This window comes from Pseudomonas sp. TUM25319 (assembly GCF_056388475.1).
In genome coordinates this window covers 3,441,408-3,459,772 of record NZ_CM150751.1, presented here as the reverse complement: position 1 = coordinate 3,459,772, position 18,365 = coordinate 3,441,408, and the positions used below count along the sequence as shown (strand labels likewise).

Here is an 18,365-nt window from a genome sequence, read left to right as displayed (position 1 = left end):
AAAAAAGAATAATATCCATATTCCAAAAAAGAACTTCCGAAAGGATTTTTATAAAAATAAGATCAATCCCAGACGACCTCGTTACCCCCTACAAGATCAACGCCAGGCGACACACCTGCACCCTACACCGGGCCAGTGCCAGCAGTAATGGACCACGCCCGCATGCCAACGCCCCGACACCTCCACCTCAGTGCCCTGACCACCGCGCTGCTCCTGGCCGGCTTCGCGCCTGTCAGCCAGGCCGCCAGCAACGATGCCCGCCTCGATACCGTGACGGTGATCTCCACCGGTGTGCGCGGCCAGGAACGCACCGTCGCCGACAGCCCGGCGCCCATCGACGTGATCAACAGCGAGCAACTGCTCAAGACCGGCCGTGCCGAGCTGTCCGAGGCCATTTCGCGGCTGCTGCCGTCGTTCAACTTCGGCACCAACATCGCCGGCTACAACTCGGTCACCCGGCCGCTGAGCAACCGCAGCCTGGGCCCGGCCTACACCCTGGTGCTGGTCAACGGCAAACGTCGGCACAACGGTGCGGTCGGCCAGCGCGGCAATATCGATAACAGCGGCGCCAACGCGGTGGACATCGACCTGATCCCGGTCAGCGCCGTGGACCATATCGAAGTGCTCAAGGACAGCGCCGCGGCCCAGTACGGCTCCGACGCGGTGGCCGGGGTGATCAACATCATCCTCAAGTCCAGCGCCTCCGGCGGGCATCTCGAGAGCAGTTACGGCAAGCTCTATTCCGGCCAGGGCGAAACCATCAAGGTGGCCGGTGACCAGGGCTTCAAGCTCGGCGAGAACGGCTTTTTCCACCTGTCCGCCGATGCCCGCAAACGCGGCGACGCGGCCTGGAACGGCAAGGCCGACAGCAGCGTGCGCGCCTTCCGCGACCCGCTGAAGGAAGCCGCCTGGGACCGCGTGGCGATCAAGAACGGCGACCCGCAGATCAAGGCGTTCAACGTCGCCTACAACGCCGAACTGCCACTGGACGCGCTGACCCTCTACTCCTATGCCACCTACGGCGAACGCGATGCCGAGGCCTACAACTATTTCCGCCTGCCCACCGGCACCGCGGCGGTTCCCGAGTTGTTCCCCGACGGCTACTACCCGCTGAACAACATCAAGGACCGCGACTACCAGTTCCTCTTCGGTGGCAAGGGCGAGCGCGCCGACTGGCACTGGGACCTGAGCACCACCTACGGACGCAACAACATCCACCACTCCAGCGACTTCAACATCAACCCGTCGCTGGGCACCGCCACGCCCACCCGCTTCGACAACCTGGCGACCTTCCGCTTCGAGCAATGGGTCAACAACTTCGACCTGACCCGCCGCTACGACAGCCTGTTCGGCCTGACCTCGCCGGTGCAGGTGTCGGCCGGCCTGGAACATCGCTGGGAACGTTTCAGCACCTTCGCCGGCGACCCCGAGGCCTACATCACCGGCAGCTACCCGGCCGCCTCCGGCGCCCAGGCCGCCGTGACCCTGCGCCCGGAAGACGAAGTCAGCCTGATCCGCAACAATTACGCTGCCTACCTGGACCTCGGCTTCGATCTCACCGACCGCTGGTTCCTCGACCTCGCCGGCCGCGTCGAGCACTACGACGACGATTCGGGCAACACCTTCGGCCTCAAGCTCAACTCGCGCTATGAACTGACCGACAGCGTCGCCGTGCGCGGCACCGTCGGCACCGGTTTCCGCGCGCCGTCGCTGACCCAGATCGGCTACACCGTGGCCGACAACCGCGTCGCCACCGACGTCAACGGCAACGTGGTGCCCGCCGTCACCCGCCTGACCCCGTCCGACAGCGGCCTGGCCGCAGCCCTCGGCGGCGACAAGCTCAAGCCGGAGAAATCCCGGAACCTGGGCCTCGGCCTGACCTGGCAGCCGGCGCCCCGCACCAGCATCACCGCCGACGCCTACCTGATCGACATCGACGACCGCATCACCCTGACCAGCATCTACGACCAGGGCAACGGCGTCATCACCCGCATCCTGCAAAGCCAGGGCGTGGCGCCCGGCACCTGGGTCAACTACTACACCAACGCCTACGACACCCGCACCAAGGGCCTGGACATCGTCGCCGACCACAGCACCGACTTTGGCGCCTGGGGCGATGTGCGCTGGAGCCTGGCGTTCAACTGGAACAAGACCAGCATCGAGGACGTGCGCGACACCCCGGCCTCGCTGGCCGGCTCCGGCATCACCCTGGTAGGCCGCGACCGCGAAGGCGACCTGACCGTGGCCAGCCCGCGAACCAAGTGGATCCTGGGGGCCAACTGGAAAGTCGACAACCTCGCGGTGAACCTGCAGACCACCCGCTACGGCAGCGTCAAGACCCTCGCGGTCAACCCCAGCGGCGACCGCAGCTTCAACGCCCGCTGGATCACCGACCTGGACGTCGCCTACACCTTCTTCGACCAACTGACCGTCAGCATCGGCGCCACCAACCTGTTCGACGTGCGCCCCTCGAAGAACGCGGTGTACAGCTCGCTGGGCCTGGCGCCCTACGGCAACCCGCCGTTCCATCCGGGTGGCGGCTACTGGTACAGCAAGATCGCCTACGACTTCTGATCCAAGAGACAACAAAGGTTGAGAGAGCAACGCGAATCCTGTGGGAGCGGCTTTAGCCGCGATGACGGTGGTGCAGCCACCCTCGCAATCGCGGCTAAAGCCGCTCCCACAGGGTCCGCGTTGCCTTTGACCGAGATGCGGAGATACCCATGCTTCGAGGAGGAACGCCCATGAGACTGCAACGAACCCTGGCCAGCGCGGCCATCCTGCTTGCCCTGGGCCTGACCCTGCCGGGCTGCTCGCCCTCGCAACCGGACGCCCAGGCGGCCAGCACCCTGAAAATCGCCTTCTTCAGCGACAACACGCAACTGGTGAGCATCGACCCGTTCCAGGTCTACTGGCTGGAACACCGGGTGATCCTGCGCAACGTGGTCGAGGCCCTGACCGACCAGGACCCGCAGACCGGTCAGATCATTCCCTGGCTGGCCGAACGCTGGGAGATCAGCCCCGACGCCCGGGAATACACCTTCTACCTGCGCAAGGACGTGACCTTCAGCAACGGCGAAGCCTTCGACGCGCAAGCGGTGAAGACCGCCTTCGACAGCAACAAGGCGTTCGCCGCCGAACTGCCGAGCACCTTCGGCGCCACCTACCTCGCCGGCTACGACCACGCCGAGATCCTCGCCCCGCACACCGTCAGGCTGGTGCTGGCCACGCCCAACGCCGGCTTCCTCCAGGCCACCTCCACCACCAACCTGTCGATCCTCGCCCCCGAGTCCTACCGCAAGAGCGCCAAGGAACGCTCCCTGGGTGCGGTGATCGGCAGCGGCCCGTTCAGGATCGAGCACTACACCCCGGAAACCGGCCTCAAGCTGGTGCGCCGCGAGGGCTACGCATGGGCCTCGGCCAATGTGCAGAACAAGGGCGATGCGCACCTGTCGGCGATCGAAGTCAGCTACGTACCGGAAGAAAGCGTGCGCAATGGCCTGTTCCTGCAGGGCAAGGTCGACATCCTCTGGCCACGGGTGCCGTTCTCCGAGGTCGACCTGCAATTGCTGCAGCGCAACGACGCCACCATCCAGAGCCGTTCACTGCCGGGCCCGGCCTGGAACCTGTACCCCAACACCCGCGACAACCGCATCCTCGCCGACCAGAACGTGCGCCTGGCCCTGCAGAAGGGCATCGACCGCAAGACCTACGCCAGTACCGTCTACAACGAAGCCTTCCCGGTGGTGGACGGCGTCTACGACGTGACCACGCCGTTTTTCCGCAGCCAGGGCGACAAGCTGGCCTTCGACCCACAGGGCGCCGCGAAGCTGCTGGACCAGGCCGGCTGGTCCCTCGGCCAGGACAACTACCGCTACAAGGACGGCAAGCGCCTGAGCCTGGTCTACAACCTGCCCGGCAAGGAAACTGCCGGTGACGTGCTGATCCAGGACCAGTTGCGCCAGCTCGGCATCGAACTCAAGCTCAAGGTGCAGACCACCGCCGAATGGGCCGCTGCCAACGCCGCCGGTAGCTACGACCTGACGTTCAGCTACATGACCCGCGCCGACCCGATCATCCTGCAATCCATCCTCGATCCGCGCACCGCCAACAGCTCGACCCTGGCCACCAACACCTACGCACCGGCCGTGCTGCCGCTGGCGCAAAACCTGTTCGACGCCGGTCTCACCGCCACGGCGCCCGAGCAACGCGCCGACGCCTACGGCCAGTTGCAGGACCTGCTAATCGACCAGGGCTCGGCGATTCCGGTGTACGAGCGGGTCTGGCAGGCCGCGACCTCCAAGCGGGTGCAGAACTTCCGCTGGAGCGCCGAAGGCTTTGCCTTCCTCAATGACATCGAGGTCAAGCCATGAGCCGTTACCTGCTCGGCCGCATCGCCCAGGCCGCGCTGGTGCTCTGGGGCGCCTACAGCATCACTTACTTCATCCTCTACCTGCTGCCGGGCGATCCGCTGAGCATCATGCTCAGCGCCTCGGGCATGGAGATCGACGCGCTGTCGCCCGAGCAACTGGCCAAGGCCCGGGCCTACTACGGCCTCGACCAGGGTCTGCTGGAGCGCTACGTCAAACTGCTGCTGGGCGTATTGCAGGGCGACCTGGGCCAGTCGCTGACCCTCAACCGCCCGGTCACCGAGATCCTTGCCGAGCGCCTGCCGCAGACGCTGGCCCTGGCCGGGCTGGCGATCCTGCTGTCGCTGGTCGGCGGCGTGGGCCTTGCGTACCTGGCGGCGTATGTGCGCTGGCAGCCGCTGAAAACCGCCCTGTCGCGCCTGCCGGCGCTGGGCTTCTCGGTACCGGTGTTCTGGATGGGCCTGCTGCTGATCCAGATCTTCGCCTTCGGCCTGGGCTGGTTCCCGGCCACCGGCAGCATCGGCTTCGAGAGCCTGGTGCTGCCGGCAGTGACCCTGGCGATCCCCAGCGCCGCCGTGTATGCCCAGGTGCTGCAACGCGGCTTCATCGATGTCTGGCGCGAGCCCTACATCACCACCGCCTTCGCCAAGGGCCTGAGCCGTGGCCAGGTCCAGGCCCGCCACGGTTTTCGCAATGCCGCCCTGCCGCTGCTGACGCTGGTCGGCCTGCAGGTGGGCAATACGGTGTCCGGCGCAGTGCTGGTGGAAACCATCTTCGCCCGCAACGGCGTCGGCCGGCTGGTGCAGGAAGCGGTCCTGCGCCAGGACATTCCGCTGGTGCTGGCCGTGGTCGCGGTATCCGCCGCCGCCTTCGTGCTGGTCAACCTGCTGGTGGACCTGCTCTACCCGATCCTCGACCCGCGCATCACCCATGCGCCCAAGGTGACCTGAGATGACCGTCCTGCAACGCCTCTTCCCGACCGCCGTGGACACCCCGCACTGGCGCCCGCGCCGCCGCCTGCAACGGCTGATCGACCAGGCCGCGCCGCTGCTGCGTAGGCCGGGCTTTATCGTCGCCCTGCTGCTGGTGCTGTTCACCCTGCTGGCGGCACTGCTGCCGACCCTGTTCACCAGTGTCGATCCCTACGCCACCCAGCCCTCCGCCAAGCTGCTGCCACCCAGCGCCGCCCACTGGTTCGGCACCGACGAACTGGGCCGCGACCTCTACACCCGGGTGCTGTATGGCGCGCGGCTGTCAGTGGAGGCGGCCTTGATCGCGGTGGGACTGGCGCTGGTGGTCGGCCTCGGCCTGGGCATCGTCTCGGGCTTCGTCGGCGGGCGCCTGGATGCCGTCATCATGCGCGTGATCGACGTGCTGCTGGCACTGCCCGGCCTGCTGCTGGCGCTGGCCATCGTCACGGCCATCGGCTTCGGCACGATCCCGGTGGCCATCGCCGTGGGCGTCGGCATCATCCCGGGCTTTGCCCGCACCACCCGCGCCGAAGTGCTGCGGATCAAGACCCTGCCCTACGTCGAAGCCGCGCGCCTGGGCGGCGCCAGTTGGACCAGTACCCTGCTGCGCCACGTGCTGCCCAATGCCTGGGGCCCGGTGGCCGTGCTCGCCACCCTCGACATCGGCGCGGCGATCCTCGCCACCGCCGGCCTCAGCTTCCTTGGCTTCGGCGCCGAACCACCAGCGGCGGAATGGGGCACGCTGATCGCCAACGGCCGTCATTTCCTGATCACTGCGCCCTGGGTGTCACTGCTGCCGGGCCTGTTCCTGGTGCTGGTGGTGTTCAGCCTCAATCACCTGGCCCGGACCTTCGAGGAGATCCAGCGATGAGCCGCCTGATCGACGTCAACGACCTGCGGGTCAGCTACCACAGTGCCGGCCGCGTCACCGAGGCGGTACGCGGGGTGAGTTTTCACCTGGAGCCGGGCGAGACCCTGGCCATCGTAGGCGAATCCGGCTCGGGCAAGACCACCGTCGCCAGCGCCCTGCTCGGCCTGCTGCCGCTGACGGCGCGAATCGACGGCGGCCGCCTGGCGGTTGACGGCCAGGACATCAGCCACGCCAGCGACAAAGTCCGGCAGCAACTGCGCGGCCGGGTGGTCGGACTGGTGCCCCAGGACCCGATGGTCAGCCTCAACCCGACCCTGAGCATCGGCAAGCAGATCGGCGAAAGCCTGATCCTGCGCCATGGCCGCCGCTATCCGGGGCTGGACGCCGACGTGCTGGAACTGCTGGAACAGGTGGGCCTGGACAAGCCGGCGCTGCGGGCGGCGCAGTATCCCCATGAACTGTCCGGCGGCATGCGCCAGCGGGTGCTGATCGCCATCGCCCTGGCCGGCGAGCCGAAGCTGATCATCGCCGACGAGCCCACCAGCGCCCTCGACGTGACGGTGCAGAAGCGCATCCTCGACCACCTGGAACGCCTGGTGAAAGCCCGTGGCATTGCCCTGGTCATCATCACCCACGACCTTGGCGTCGCCGCCGACCGTGCCGACCGGGTGCTGGTGATGAAAGGCGGCGAAGTGGTGGAAACCGGGCCGGCGCGACAAGTGCTGTCCGCACCGGACCACGCCTACACCCGCGCCCTGCTCGCCGCCGCGCCGGCCTTCGGCGAAACACGCCGGCCGCTGCCGGTGAAGACCCGCGGTGCCCGGCCACTGCTCAGTTTCGAGAACGTCGGCAAGGCGTTTCGGCTGCCCAACGGCGAGCGCTTCCAGGCCTTGCAAGGGCTGAGCCTGGACGTGTATCCGGGACAGACCCTGGCCATCGTCGGCGAGTCCGGCTCTGGCAAAAGCACCAGCCTGCGCATTGCCCTGGGCCTGGAACAACCGGGGACAGGCCGTGTGCGCTTCGACGGCCAGGACATCGGCGGCCTGAGCTGGAAGCAGTTCAGGCCGCTGCGCCAGCGCATGCAACTGGTGCAGCAGAACCCGTTCGCCGCGCTCGATCCGCGCTTCAGCATCTACCAGAGCGTGGTCGAGCCGCTGGTGTCCTTCGGCGTGCTCAAGGGCCGAGAACTGGAACAAGCGGCGCGGCGACTGATGGATCAGGTGCAACTGCCGGCCAGCTACCTTGATCGCCTGCCACGGGAACTGTCCGGCGGCCAGCGCCAGCGCGTCGCCATCGCCCGCGCCCTGGCGCTCAAGCCCGACCTGTTGCTGCTGGATGAACCGGTGTCGGCGCTGGATGTGTCGGTGCAGGCGCAGATCCTCGACCTGCTGCGGGAACTGCAGGCGGAACTGGGCGTGGCTTATGTGCTGGTGTCCCACGACCTGGCAGTGGTGGCGAGCCTGGCTCATGAAGTGGTGGTGTTGCGCCAGGGGCAGGTGGTGGAACAGGGCGCGGCGGATGAGGTGCTGGAGCGCCCGCGGGAGGGGTATACCCGGGAGTTGCTGGAGGCGGTGCCGGGCAGGCGGCTGGCGGTGGCCTGAGCAGTGCGTGCCTTGGGTTCGTCAGCGCTCTCAAGACCGAGCGCCGCCCGCGCGGCGCATCGCTGGCAACGCCAGCTCCCACATTTGCTGCAACGCGCCATTGCCTGTGAATGCTCTGTTGTCAGCCTTTGAATGCAAGACGACCTATCGCGGGGAAGCTGTTGGGGGCGACTCGACATCGCGTCGTACAAACAAGGCGGTCAGCCATGGCCTGACAGACATAGGTACGTTGCAAAAAATGTGGGAGCTGGCGTTGCCAGCGATGCGCCGCGCGGGCGGCGCTCGGTCTCAAGGTCGCAAATAAATTCCCGGCGAGCACCGGGACTTCCTTTACTTGATCACACCGCACGCAAAGCGCGCCGCCCCACCACCCAGCGGCGCCGGATGGTCGGAGTGGTTGTCGCCACCGGCATGGACCATCAGCGCGTGGCCTTTCAACTCATCCAGCTTCTTGATCTTCGGCGCCAGCAGCGGCTGCCCGGCCTTGCCGTCGGCGGTGACGATCAGCGCAGGCAGGTCGCCCATATGGCCGCCATCATCCCACGGGAAGCTGTGCTTGCCGGTGTTCTTCGGGTCCCAGTGACCACCCGCACCACCTGCCGGCACCGGCTTGCCATCGGCCTCGGTCGGCGCACAGCTCGGGTTGGCGTGGACGTGGAAGCCATGCACGCCCGGGGTCAGGCCGCTCAGTTCAGGGGTGAACACCGCGCCATACGGGCTCTCGGTGATGGTCACGAAGCCGACGCTCTTGCCTTCGCCCTGGGCGGTGGCTTCCTTGAGCTCGACCTTGAGCGAATCGGCGGCGTTCACCGCGGCGCTGGCACACAGGGCTACAGTCAGAGCAATCCACTTTTTCATGAGGCACTTTCCTTATTTCGCAGAGAAAAATCGCTTGAGAGCTTAGTCAAAAGCCGCCGCGGGTTCGAATGAAAATCAACCTCAGCAACAACCTGATAACTATGGCCCCATCAGCCTCGGTTCAGTTCCCGTCGATCGACGAGGACGTCCATAAAGTCCTTCGCATTCCGCCCAAGGCAATGGCACACTGACATCAACTCCATCAGCCAGGGACAGGCATGAGCTTCTTCGACCGCCTATTCACCTTCCGTCAACGGGAAACCCGAGCGCCTCTCGAAGACTTTCTGACCGAATTGCTGGCCGAATGGCTACGCGAAGCCACGGCGGCGGGTCGCATCAACGACGTCCTGAAGGGTCTGTTCCAACTGCCCGAAACCCGCCTTCCCGCCCCCGACGCCCTGCCCGGCCTGGTCTGGGAAACCCAGCATGTGATCGGCCCTGGCCATCGCGGCGAAGGCAAGCGGCCGGACCTGGTGGGTCGTGGCAAGGACTTTTTCTTCATCATCGAAAACAAGATCGCTGCCGGTTTCACCTGGCACCAGGATGATCACGGCGAAATCGATCAGCTCAACCTCTACGACGAATACCGCCGGGACCGCAGCGAACCGGGCGGCGGCATCGCCCTGCTGACCCAGTCCACCCTGCCGCCCGCAGGCTGGGCACCCCGCACCCTTTACTGGAGCACGGTCGAGCAGTACCTGCGCTCCTTTGCCAGCGACAGCACCCCGGTGCTGAATTACCTCACCCAGCAACTGATAGCGTTTCTAGGAGAACACGGCATGAACGGTACCCGGATCGCACTTGCGGATATCACCGCCTACCCCGCTTACCAACGATTGATGGAAGGTTTGTCGAGCCTCGGGCGAATCGCCGGTAATCGCCTGAGCATCGGCCTGCAGAACGTCGACCTGCAGAAACTGAAGGCCCCGCGTGGTGGCGCCAACGGCGAGTTCGCCTGGCCCAAGTACCACGGCCTGGTGCTGAGCGAAGGGGGTATCCGTTGCAACGAAGCCTGTTTCGTAGCCTGGGGCGGAGTGGTCACCGACGCCATCTACGAGGTCATCCAGCCCGCCAGTGCAGGCATTCCGGACATTTGCGTCGGCTTCGGCCTGTGGTGCGCAGAAGAGGCGCCGGAGGCGGAACTGCTGATGAACAGCCTGCTCGCCAGCCTGATCGAATTTACCCAGACGCCATGGACCCTCAGCACCCATTACCGCGACGGCGGCTATGGCCCGATCCTGCTGCTGTCGGCCCGCCGCTCGCTGATCGACCTGCACGTCCAGGCCGACGGCGGCGACCTGGACGACATCGCCGGCGAGTTCTTCGAAATGCATGGCCAGGCTGTGCTCCAGGCGCTGGCGCAGCGCATCGCTGACGACGAAAGCGTGGACAGCCGCCTGCTGGCCCTGGCCTACGGCAGCAACCCCGTCCCGACCCTGGATTCGATTTCCAAGGCCTGACCCCCCTGCGACATTTCGCCCGCCCCGGCGGGCGTGACCCATGGGTCAGCTCGTGTGTCTCCCGAATACGCGCCCTTCGCCGGGCGTGTCATCCGCGGACAATCACAACAACACGGCTGACCCATGCACCCTCAACGCACCGCCTTGCACAACGAGCTGCACGCCCGCCCGTCGCTGTATTTCGACGCGCCGGCCCATGTCTTTCACCTGGCCTTCATCGGCGGCCAGAAACAGTGCGACGCCCTGTTGCGGCGCTGCTGCCCGGATATCGGCGAGACCGGCGCGGTCCAGGGCATCACCCGCTTCGACGGTTGCCCGTTCAAGTGGGAACGCCATTCCGAGTTCTTCACCCTGACCCTGGTGCAACCCTCCGCCAGCCGCGAGCCGGACTGGAGCGCCCTGCCCGCCAGCCTGGCGAGCGCCATCGAGCCCTGGCGCGAGCACCTGATCAACGCGGTGCAGGTGCTGGTGCGCGAGGAAGACGGCCTGGAACCCGGCCGCTACGGCTTCAAGGATCCGTGCGGTTCCAGCGTCGGCGGCGGTGATGCCGTGGTGTGGAGCGACTTTCGCCTCGATGACGAGGGTAACAATCGCCTGCTGTTCATCAACCGTCGGCTCAACGACTACCGCCTGGGCCGGATGATTCGCCGCCTGCTGGAGATCGAGACCTACCGGATGATGGCCTCACTGGCCCTGAGCACCGCCAAGGAACTCGGCCCGCAACTGGATGGCTTCGACCGCAGCCTGGTCAGCCTGTCGCAGCGCAACGCCGGCGCCAGTGGTGTGCAGGCCAAGGTGCTGCTGGAAGACATCGCGGAGCTGTCGCGCCAGGTGGTGGCAGCGACGGTCAGGAGCCGACACCGTTTCAGCGCCACCCAGGCCTATGCGCAACTGGTGTTCGAGCGCCTGGCGGAACTGCGCGAGGGGCATGTGGGGGATTGTCAGCGACTGGGGGTGTTCATCGAACGGCGCTTCCGGCCCACCGTGCGCTACTGCGCGGCCACCGAGCAGCGCCTGGAACATCTGGCCAAGGGCGTGGCCAACCTCGGCGACCTGCTGCAGGCGCGGGTACAGGTGGAGATGGAGGAGCAGAATGCCGAGATCCTGCGCAGCCTCAATGCCCGCGCCGAGTCCCAGGTAAAGATCCAGCGAGCAGTGGAAGGCTTGTCGATCATCGCCATCACTTATTACCTGCTGAGCCTGTTCAAGCTGCTGTACAGCGGCCTGGAAACCCTCGGCGCGCACATCCCGCCACGGGATGCGCTGCTGGGGCTCGCACCGCCGGTGCTGTTGATCCTGCTGGTGATCCTGTTGCGGATTCGCAAGGCCAAGCAGCATTGAGGGGTGGCTGGCTTGAGCTGGGTTTTGTTGTCGAGATCGAGCGCCACTTCTGCGGCGCTCGATCTACAGGACCACCTCACTCCAGGGTGATCTTCCCCGCCTTGATCACCTGTCCCCAACGGGCATTGTCCTGGGCGATCAACTCGGCAAACTGTTGCGGCGTGCCGTGTTCGACGCTGATGCCGTTCTGGCCGAAACGCTCGGCAGTCTGTGGCGACTTGGCGATGCTGTCGATCGCACCGCTGAGTTTCTGCACCAGTTCCGGCGCCGCGCCCTTGGGCAGGACGATGCCGAACCAGCCCGAGGCGACGAAGCCCGGCAACCCGGCCTCGGTGGCGCTGGGCACATTGGGCAGCAGCGGTGAACGCTCGGCGCTGCTCAGCACCAGGCCCTTGAGCTTGCCGGCCTGGATCTGCGGCGCCAGCACGGTCAGGGTGTCCACCGCCACGTCGATTTCACCGCCCAGCAGGCCGGTCACCGCCGGCGCGCTGCCCTTGTAGGGCACATGCAACAGGTCGGCACCGGACAGGTTTTTCAGCAGTTCACCAGACAGATGGCACAGGGTGCCGTTGCCGCAGGAGGAATAGCTCAGCGCTCCCGGCCGGGCCTTGGCCTCGGCGATCAAGGTATTCAGGGAGTCGATCTTGCTGCTGGCCTGCACCGCCACTACGTTGGGCACCGAGGCCACCACGGCCACCGGCACGAAGTCGCTCTTCCAGTTGTAGCGCAGGTCGTTCTGCAGGTTGGGCAGGATCGCCAGTTGCCCGGCAGTGGCCAGCGACAGGGTGTAGCCGTCCGGCTTGGCCTTGGCTACCGCCTCGGCGGCGATGGCGGTGCCGGCGCCCGGCTTGTTGTCCACCACCACCGGCTGACCGAGCGACGCCGAGAGCTGCTCGGCGTAGTAGCGACCGATGGTGTCGGCCGCGCCACCGGGCGGGAACGGCACCACCAGGGTCACCGGCCGGCTCGGGTAATTGTCGGCCTGGGCCAGGCCGGTGATGCCGAGGGCCAAGGCGGCCAGGGCGAATTTCAGGGATCGGGTGAAGGTCATGTTCAGCTTCCTGGAAACGGAGGGTCGGGAAAAAATCAGTCTTCGCTGAAGGCCACCTGGCGGGTGGCACGCACCCGTGGCGAGAGCATCAGCACCACCACCAGCACGCAGAGAATCAGCAGGGTCAGGCTCAACGGCCGGGTGACGAACACGCTCGGATCGCCCCGCGACAGCAGCATTGCCCGACGCAGGTTTTCTTCCATCAGCGGGCCGAGCAGGTAGCCCAGCAGCAGCGGCGCCGGCTCGCAGCGCAGCTTGATGAACAGGTAGCCGAGCAGGCCGAAGGCAACGGTCAGCAGCACGTCGAACAGGCTGTTGTTGACGCTGTACACGCCAATGCAGCAGAACAGCAGGATCGACGGGTACAGCAGGCGGTACGGCACCGCCAGCAGGCGCACCCAGATCCCCACCAGCGGCAGGTTGAGCACCAGCAGCAACAGGTTGCCGATCCACATGCTGACGATCAGCCCCCAGAACAGCTCGGGACGGTCGTCGATCACCTGCGGGCCGGGAACGATGCCGTGGATCATCATGGCCCCGGCCATCAGCGCCATCACCGCATTGGACGGCAAGCCCAGCACCAGCATCGGAATGAACGAGGTCTGCGCGCCGGCATTGTTCGCCGACTCGGGGCCGGCGACGCCTTCGATGGCGCCCTGGCCGAAGCGCTCGGGTTGCTTGGCCAGGCGCTTTTCCACCATGTACGAGGCGAACGAGCCGAGCATCGCGCCACCGCCGGGCAACACGCCCAACAGCGAACCGAGACCGGTGCCGCGCAGGATCGGCTTCCAGCTGCGGCGGTAATCATCCCGGGACGGCAACAGGCTGCCGACCCGCGCCACCTTGGCCACGCCGCCGTGGTCGCGTTCAAGGTTGGCGATGATCTCGGCGATGCCGAAGATACCCATGGAAATGACGACAAAGCTGATGCCGTCGCTCAGGGCGGGAATGCCGAAGGTGAAGCGCTCCACCCCGGAGTTGACGTCGGTGCCCACCAGCCCCAGCAGCAGCCCCAGCAGGGTCATGGCCACGGCCTTGAGCACGTCGCCCTGGGCCAGGACGATCGCCGCCACCAGCCCCAACAGCATCAGCGAGAAATACTCCGCCGGGCCGAATTTCAGGGCCATTTCCGCCAGCGGCGTGGCGGCAGCGGCCAGCAGCAGGATCGCCAGGCTGCCGGCGATGAACGAGCCAATGGCGGCGATCGCCAGCGCCGCACCCGCTCTGCCCTTGCGGGCCATGGCATGACCGTCGAGGCAAGTGACCACCGAAGACGACTCACCCGGCAGGTTGACCAGGATCGCCGTGGTCGAACCGCCGTACTGGGCGCCGTAGTAGATGCCCGAGAGCATGATCAGCGCCGCCGAGGGCGTCAGGCCATAGGTGATCGGCAGCAGCATGGCGATGGTCGCCACCGGCCCCAGACCCGGCAGCACGCCGACCAGGGTGCCGAGGGTGACGCCGAGCAGGCAGTACAACAGGTTATTGAGGGTGAAGGCGGCCTCGAACCCAATGCCCAAATGATCCAGCAGTTCCATGATGCGCCCTCAGACCGGCCAGGCCGGCAGGTTCAGGCCCAGCCCCCAAGCGAATACCAGCACGCTGAACAGCCCCAGCACGCAGCCCAGCAGCGTCAGTTCGCCGAGGTGGGCACGTCGCCGGGCCAGGCCGCTGAGCAGGGTCATCAGCAGGGTCGAGAGCGCCAGGCCGAGGCTGGGCAGGAGCAGCGCGAAAGCCACCACGCTGCCGCCGATGGACAGCCCCACCCGCGCCTGGAACAGCTCGCCCAGCGCCACCCGCTCGCGGGCCAGGGCCACGCCGCGCACCAGCAAAGCGATACCGAGCCCGCACAGGGCCAGGCTCACCAGCCAGGGGAAGTAACCAGCGCCCATGCGCATGGCGGTGCCGCTGGCGTAGTCGGCGCCGATCACCAGCCCGGCGCTGCCGAAGCCGAGGAACAACAGGCCGGCGAGCACCTCGCGGGCATCGAGGATCAGGATGCGGGCACGGACGGCACGCTGGGACAGATCGGACACGGAACGCTCCATGAAGGCGTCCAGGCGCCTTGGCAGGGTACGGTGGTGAACGATCCGCGCGTGCGGTCTCGTGGGTACGGAGGAGAATCAGGCGCCGCGTTGCGCCTCGCGGGCAGCGACCTTGGCGCGGGTCAGCGGCAGCAGTTCGCGGCCGTAGTCCTCGGCGTCGTTGACCGGATCGAAGCCGCGGATCAGGAAGGTGGTCACACCCAGGTCGTAATAGGCCAGCAGGGCATCGGCTACTTGCTCAGGTGTGCCCACCAGCGCGGTGGAGTTGTGGCCGCCGCCGACCAGAGCGGCAATACCGGTCCACAGGCGCTCGTCGACCCGCTCGCCCTGGGCCACGGTATCCAGCAGGCGCTGGGCGCCGACGCTTTGCGGCTTGTTGGCGATCACCGGCCCGGAGCGTTCGATGCGCTGGCGGGCAGTGGTGAGGATGGCGTCGGCCTTGGCCCAGGCGGCTTCTTCGGTGTCGGCGATGATCGGCCGGAACGACACGCTGAACTGGATCTCGCGGCCATGACGGGCCGCCTCGGCGCGCACCCTGGCGATGGTTTCGCGGGTCTGCTCCAGCGACTCGCCCCACAGGGCGAAGACATCGGCGTGCTTGCCCGCCACTTCCAGCGCCGCCTGAGACGAGCCGCCGAAGTACACCGGCAGGTGTGGCTGCTGCAGCGGCTTGATCGCCGAGAAGGCGTTCTGCGCCTGGTAGAAGGTGCCCTGGTGGTCGAATGGCTGCTCTTCGGTCCAGACCTTGCGCACCACCTCGAGGAATTCGTCTGTGCGGGCGTAGCGCTGGTCGTGGTCGAGGTAATCGCCATCCTTGCGCTGCTCGCCATCGTTGCCGCCGCTGATCACATGCACAGCCAGGCGGCCATCGAGCAAGTGTTCGAGGGTCGCCAGCTTGCGCGCGGCCAGGGTCGGCGCGACAAAGCCCGGACGGTGCGCCAGCAGGAAGTTGATGCGCGAGGTGGACAGCCCGGCCAGGGCGGTCACCAGGAAACCGTCCGGCTGATCCGACCAGTAGCCCACCAGCAGGCGGTCGAAACCGGCGTCCTCGTGGACCTGGGCAAAGCGGGTGATGTACGCCTTGTCGAAGATCGGACCGCTGGCGTCGAGGGTTTCCGAAGACAGCCGGTGGCCGATCATGCCGATGAATTGAACGCTCATGCTGGGGCTCCTTGATGGGCGGGAAGAGCGCCTGATGGTTATAGAAGGCGCTTTCTTCAAAACGAACGCTTATAAGCTAACGATCACCTCCTCCGTTGTGAAATTCTTTTCCGGCATAAGCTAATACTAAGATTAAAGAATAATAATTGATCTTTAAAATTCTCTTTGCGCATATTAGCTTATGCAGAATTTGAATTTTGAGAATCATCTGGCGGTTGCTAGGGTTCTTCAAAACCGCAGCCTGAGCCCGAAATCATGACCGAACCGCTACGCCTGGACCGCCTTCGCACCTTCATCGGCAACCTTGCCGAACTGCTTGACCAGGAAACTGACGAGGCCGCCATCCTCGACCGCGGGCAGAACCTGTTGCAGCAACTGGTCGCCCACGACGACTGGCTGCCGGACGATCTGGCCCAGCCCAGCCCCGAGCGCTACCAGCAATTCCTGCTGCATGCCGATTCCCGCCAGCGCTTCTCCGTGGTCAGCTTCGTCTGGGGGCCGGGCCAGAGCACGCCGATTCACGATCACCGGGTCTGGGGACTGATCGGCATGCTGCGCGGCGCCGAGTATTCCCAGGGCTTCGCCCGCACCGACAGCGGTGCGCTGATCCCCGCCGGCGAGGCCGTGCGCCTGTCGCCGGGCCAGGTCGAAGCGGTGTCGCCGCGTATCGGCGACATCCACCAGGTGAGCAATGCCCATACCGACCAGGTGTCGATCAGCATCCACGTTTATGGCGCCAACATCGGCGCGGTAAAACGGGCCGTCTACCTCGCCGACGGTAGCGAAAAGCCCTTCATTTCCGGCTACTCCAACACCCGCTTGCCCAATATCTGGGACCTGTCCAAAGAGAACCCCGCCCCATGAGCACCGCGACCACCCGCTCCTATGCCGAGCTGCGCCAGCACCTGCTGGCCAAGCAAGAACTCGCCCTGATCGACCTGCGCGAAGAAGCGCCGTTCGCCCTGGAGCACCCGCTTTTCGCGGCCAACATTCCCTTGTCGAAACTGGAAATCGAGATCTACGCCCGGGTGCCCCGGCGCGACACGCCGGTAACGGTGTATGACGATGGCGAAGGCCTTGCCGCCCTCGCCGTCGAACGCCTGCGGGCCCTGGGCTACACCGACGTGGCCGAACTCGAAGGCGGCCTCGCCGGCTGGCGCGATGCCGGTGGCGAGCTGTTCCGTGACGTCAACGTGCCGAGCAAGGCCTTTGGCGAACTGGTAGAAAGCCAGCGCCACACGCCGTCGCTGGCGGCCGAAGACGTCCAGCAACTGCTCGATGAAAAAGCCGATGTGGTGGTGCTGGATGCCCGCCGCTTCGACGAATACCAGACCATGAGCATTCCCGGCGGCATCAGCGTGCCTGGCGCCGAGCTGGTCTTGCGGGTAGCGGAACTGGCCCCGGACCCGGCCACCCGGGTGATCGTCAACTGCGCCGGCCGGACCCGCAGCATCATCGGCACCCAGTCGCTGGTCAATGCCGGCATTCCCAACCCGGTATCGGCCCTGCGCAACGGCACCATCGGCTGGACCCTGGCCGGGCAGAAACTGGCCCACGGCCAGTCGCAGCGCTTTGCCGAGGTGAGCGCCGAAACCCGCGCCAGCGCCGCCCGCCGCGCCCGCGCCGTGGCCGACAAGGCCGGCGTGGCACGCCTGTCCAAAGGTGGTTTGCAGGCCTGGCAGGCGGAAACTCATCGCACCACCTACCTGTTCGACGTGCGCACGCCCGAGGAATATGCCAAGGCCCACCTGCCGGGCAGCCGCTCGGTGCCAGGCGGGCAACTGGTGCAGGAGACCGACCACAGCGCCAGCGTGCGCGGCGCGCGGATCGTGCTGGTGGACGACGACGGCGTGCGCGCCAACATGAGCGCCTCCTGGCTGGCCCAGATGGGCTGGCAAGTGGCGGTGCTGGACGGGCTGGAAGCGGCCGATTTCAGCGAAACCGGCGAATGGCAGGTGCCGCTACCGGCACTGCCGCAGCCGCCGTCGATCCAGTCCGCGCAACTGCAGGCCTGGCTGGACGAAGGCACCACCGTGCTGCTGGACTTCACCACCAGCGCCAACTACGTGCTGCGGCACATCCCTGGCGCCCACTGGGCGATCCGCGCGCAACTGGCCCAGGCCCTGGAAAACCTGCCGGTGGCGGAGCGTTACGTAGTGACCTGCGGCAGCAGCCTGCTGGCGCGCTTCGCCGCGGTGGACCTGCAAGCGCTGACCCGTAAACCGGTGTTCCTGCTAGAAGGCGGCACCGGACGCTGGATTGCCGAGGAGCGACCACTGGAACAGGGCGAGACGCACCTGGCAGTGCCGCGCAGCGACCGCTACCGCCGGCCGTACGAAGGCACGGACAACCCGCGCGAAGCGATGCAGGGCTATCTGGACTGGGAGTTTGGTCTCGTGGAGCAACTGGGCCGGGATGGCACCCACGGGTTCCATGTGATCTGACTTGAGCTGCAAGCTGTAAGCTTCAAGCTTCAAGAGAAAACAGCGACACCGCGCACCGCTCTTACTTGCAGCTTATGGCTTTCTGAAGGCCTCTCTAGCTGCAAGCTTCAAGCTGCAAGAAAAAGCGGCGACACCGCGCACTGCTCTTACTTGCAGCTTGTGGCTTGCAGCTTGCAGCTTGCAGCTCAACCC

General features: G+C 66.1%; 14 protein-coding genes. 9 read left to right on the top strand and 5 right to left on the bottom strand.

Translation table 11 applies throughout. The features are described from left to right. Positions 1–162 precede the first annotated feature (162 nt). From AC05QJ_RS16240 to AC05QJ_RS16220, 5 genes are all read left to right on the top strand, one after another. Positions 163–2,574: a TonB-dependent receptor plug domain-containing protein gene (locus AC05QJ_RS16240; RefSeq protein WP_476747840.1), complete on the top strand. Its 2,412-nt coding sequence runs from the start codon at positions 163–165 to the stop codon at positions 2,572–2,574. A gap of 170 nt (positions 2,575–2,744) precedes the next feature. Next, positions 2,745–4,373 carry an ABC transporter substrate-binding protein gene (locus AC05QJ_RS16235; RefSeq protein WP_476747839.1) on the top strand — a complete coding sequence of 543 codons (1,629 nt, stop codon included), beginning with the start codon at positions 2,745–2,747 and terminating at the stop codon, positions 4,371–4,373. Next, complete coding sequence (locus AC05QJ_RS16230; protein WP_476747838.1) at positions 4,370–5,320, top strand: ABC transporter permease; 951 nt, start codon at positions 4,370–4,372, stop codon at positions 5,318–5,320. Before AC05QJ_RS16235 ends, AC05QJ_RS16230 begins: the two co-directional genes overlap by 4 nt. A 1-nt stretch (position 5,321) precedes the next feature. Then, a complete protein-coding gene (locus AC05QJ_RS16225) occupies positions 5,322–6,212 on the top strand; it encodes an ABC transporter permease (RefSeq protein ID WP_476747837.1) in 891 nt (296 codons plus the stop codon). Next, positions 6,209–7,813, top strand: coding sequence for a dipeptide ABC transporter ATP-binding protein (locus AC05QJ_RS16220; protein ID WP_476747836.1), 1,605 nt, complete (start codon positions 6,209–6,211; stop codon positions 7,811–7,813). The genes AC05QJ_RS16225 and AC05QJ_RS16220 overlap by 4 nt, the downstream gene beginning before the upstream one ends. A gap of 330 nt (positions 7,814–8,143) precedes the next feature. Here AC05QJ_RS16220 and sodC read toward each other — a convergent pair whose 3' ends face one another. Next, positions 8,144–8,671, bottom strand: coding sequence for a superoxide dismutase [Cu-Zn] SodC (gene sodC / locus AC05QJ_RS16215; protein ID WP_476747835.1), 528 nt, complete (start codon positions 8,669–8,671; stop codon positions 8,144–8,146). 218 nt (positions 8,672–8,889) lie between these two features. On the opposite strand from sodC, the gene AC05QJ_RS16210 reads away from it, so the two are divergent. Then, complete coding sequence (locus tag AC05QJ_RS16210) at positions 8,890–10,131, top strand: hypothetical protein (RefSeq protein ID WP_476747834.1); 1,242 nt, start codon at positions 8,890–8,892, stop codon at positions 10,129–10,131. 123 nt (positions 10,132–10,254) lie between these two features. Further along, positions 10,255–11,472 (top strand): DUF3422 domain-containing protein, encoded by a 1,218-nt coding sequence (locus tag AC05QJ_RS16205; RefSeq protein ID WP_476747833.1) that lies wholly within the window; start codon positions 10,255–10,257, stop codon positions 11,470–11,472. 76 nt (positions 11,473–11,548) lie between these two features. On the opposite strand, the gene AC05QJ_RS16200 is transcribed toward AC05QJ_RS16205, so the two are convergent. The 4 genes from AC05QJ_RS16200 to AC05QJ_RS16185 form a co-directional block, all read right to left on the bottom strand. Next, a complete protein-coding gene (locus AC05QJ_RS16200) occupies positions 11,549–12,523 on the bottom strand; it encodes a Bug family tripartite tricarboxylate transporter substrate binding protein (RefSeq protein WP_476747832.1) in 975 nt (324 codons plus the stop codon). A 35-nt stretch (positions 12,524–12,558) separates the two neighbouring features. Next, positions 12,559–14,061, bottom strand: a complete 1,503-nt coding sequence (locus AC05QJ_RS16195) for a tripartite tricarboxylate transporter permease (RefSeq protein ID WP_476747831.1) — start codon at positions 14,059–14,061, stop codon at positions 12,559–12,561. A gap of 9 nt (positions 14,062–14,070) precedes the next feature. Then, positions 14,071–14,559 carry a tripartite tricarboxylate transporter TctB family protein gene (locus AC05QJ_RS16190; protein WP_476747830.1) on the bottom strand — a complete coding sequence of 163 codons (489 nt, stop codon included), beginning with the start codon at positions 14,557–14,559 and terminating at the stop codon, positions 14,071–14,073. Positions 14,560–14,646: 87 nt separating this feature from the next. After that, positions 14,647–15,729, bottom strand: a complete 1,083-nt coding sequence (locus tag AC05QJ_RS16185) for an LLM class flavin-dependent oxidoreductase (RefSeq protein ID WP_476747829.1) — start codon at positions 15,727–15,729, stop codon at positions 14,647–14,649. Between the two features lie 255 nt (positions 15,730–15,984). On the opposite strand from AC05QJ_RS16185, the gene AC05QJ_RS16180 reads away from it, so the two are divergent. Together AC05QJ_RS16180 and AC05QJ_RS16175 are read left to right on the top strand one after the other, a co-directional pair. Further along, positions 15,985–16,593 (top strand): cysteine dioxygenase family protein, encoded by a 609-nt coding sequence (locus AC05QJ_RS16180; protein ID WP_476747828.1) that lies wholly within the window; start codon positions 15,985–15,987, stop codon positions 16,591–16,593. Beyond that, a complete protein-coding gene (locus AC05QJ_RS16175) occupies positions 16,590–18,173 on the top strand; it encodes a rhodanese-related sulfurtransferase (RefSeq protein WP_476747827.1) in 1,584 nt (527 codons plus the stop codon). Before AC05QJ_RS16180 ends, AC05QJ_RS16175 begins: the two co-directional genes overlap by 4 nt. Positions 18,174–18,365 lie beyond the last annotated feature (192 nt).

Bases quoted from the DNA above. Each gene is read 5' to 3' on its own strand.
- AC05QJ_RS16240 (WP_476747840.1), top strand. From the start codon at position 163: ATGCCAACGCCCCGACACCTCCACCTCAGTGCCCTGACCACCGCGCTG.
- AC05QJ_RS16235 (WP_476747839.1), top strand. From the start codon at position 2,745: ATGAGACTGCAACGAACCCTGGCCAGCGCGGCCATCCTGCTTGCCCTG.
- AC05QJ_RS16230 (WP_476747838.1), top strand. From the start codon at position 4,370: ATGAGCCGTTACCTGCTCGGCCGCATCGCCCAGGCCGCGCTGGTGCTC.
- AC05QJ_RS16225 (WP_476747837.1), top strand. From the start codon at position 5,322: ATGACCGTCCTGCAACGCCTCTTCCCGACCGCCGTGGACACCCCGCAC.
- AC05QJ_RS16220 (WP_476747836.1), top strand. From the start codon at position 6,209: ATGAGCCGCCTGATCGACGTCAACGACCTGCGGGTCAGCTACCACAGT.
- sodC (WP_476747835.1), bottom strand. From the start codon at position 8,671: ATGAAAAAGTGGATTGCTCTGACTGTAGCCCTGTGTGCCAGCGCCGCG.
- AC05QJ_RS16210 (WP_476747834.1), top strand. From the start codon at position 8,890: ATGAGCTTCTTCGACCGCCTATTCACCTTCCGTCAACGGGAAACCCGA.
- AC05QJ_RS16205 (WP_476747833.1), top strand. From the start codon at position 10,255: ATGCACCCTCAACGCACCGCCTTGCACAACGAGCTGCACGCCCGCCCG.
- AC05QJ_RS16200 (WP_476747832.1), bottom strand. From the start codon at position 12,523: ATGACCTTCACCCGATCCCTGAAATTCGCCCTGGCCGCCTTGGCCCTC.
- AC05QJ_RS16195 (WP_476747831.1), bottom strand. From the start codon at position 14,061: ATGGAACTGCTGGATCATTTGGGCATTGGGTTCGAGGCCGCCTTCACC.
- AC05QJ_RS16185 (WP_476747829.1), bottom strand. From the start codon at position 15,729: ATGAGCGTTCAATTCATCGGCATGATCGGCCACCGGCTGTCTTCGGAA.
- AC05QJ_RS16180 (WP_476747828.1), top strand. From the start codon at position 15,985: ATGACCGAACCGCTACGCCTGGACCGCCTTCGCACCTTCATCGGCAAC.
- AC05QJ_RS16175 (WP_476747827.1), top strand. From the start codon at position 16,590: ATGAGCACCGCGACCACCCGCTCCTATGCCGAGCTGCGCCAGCACCTG.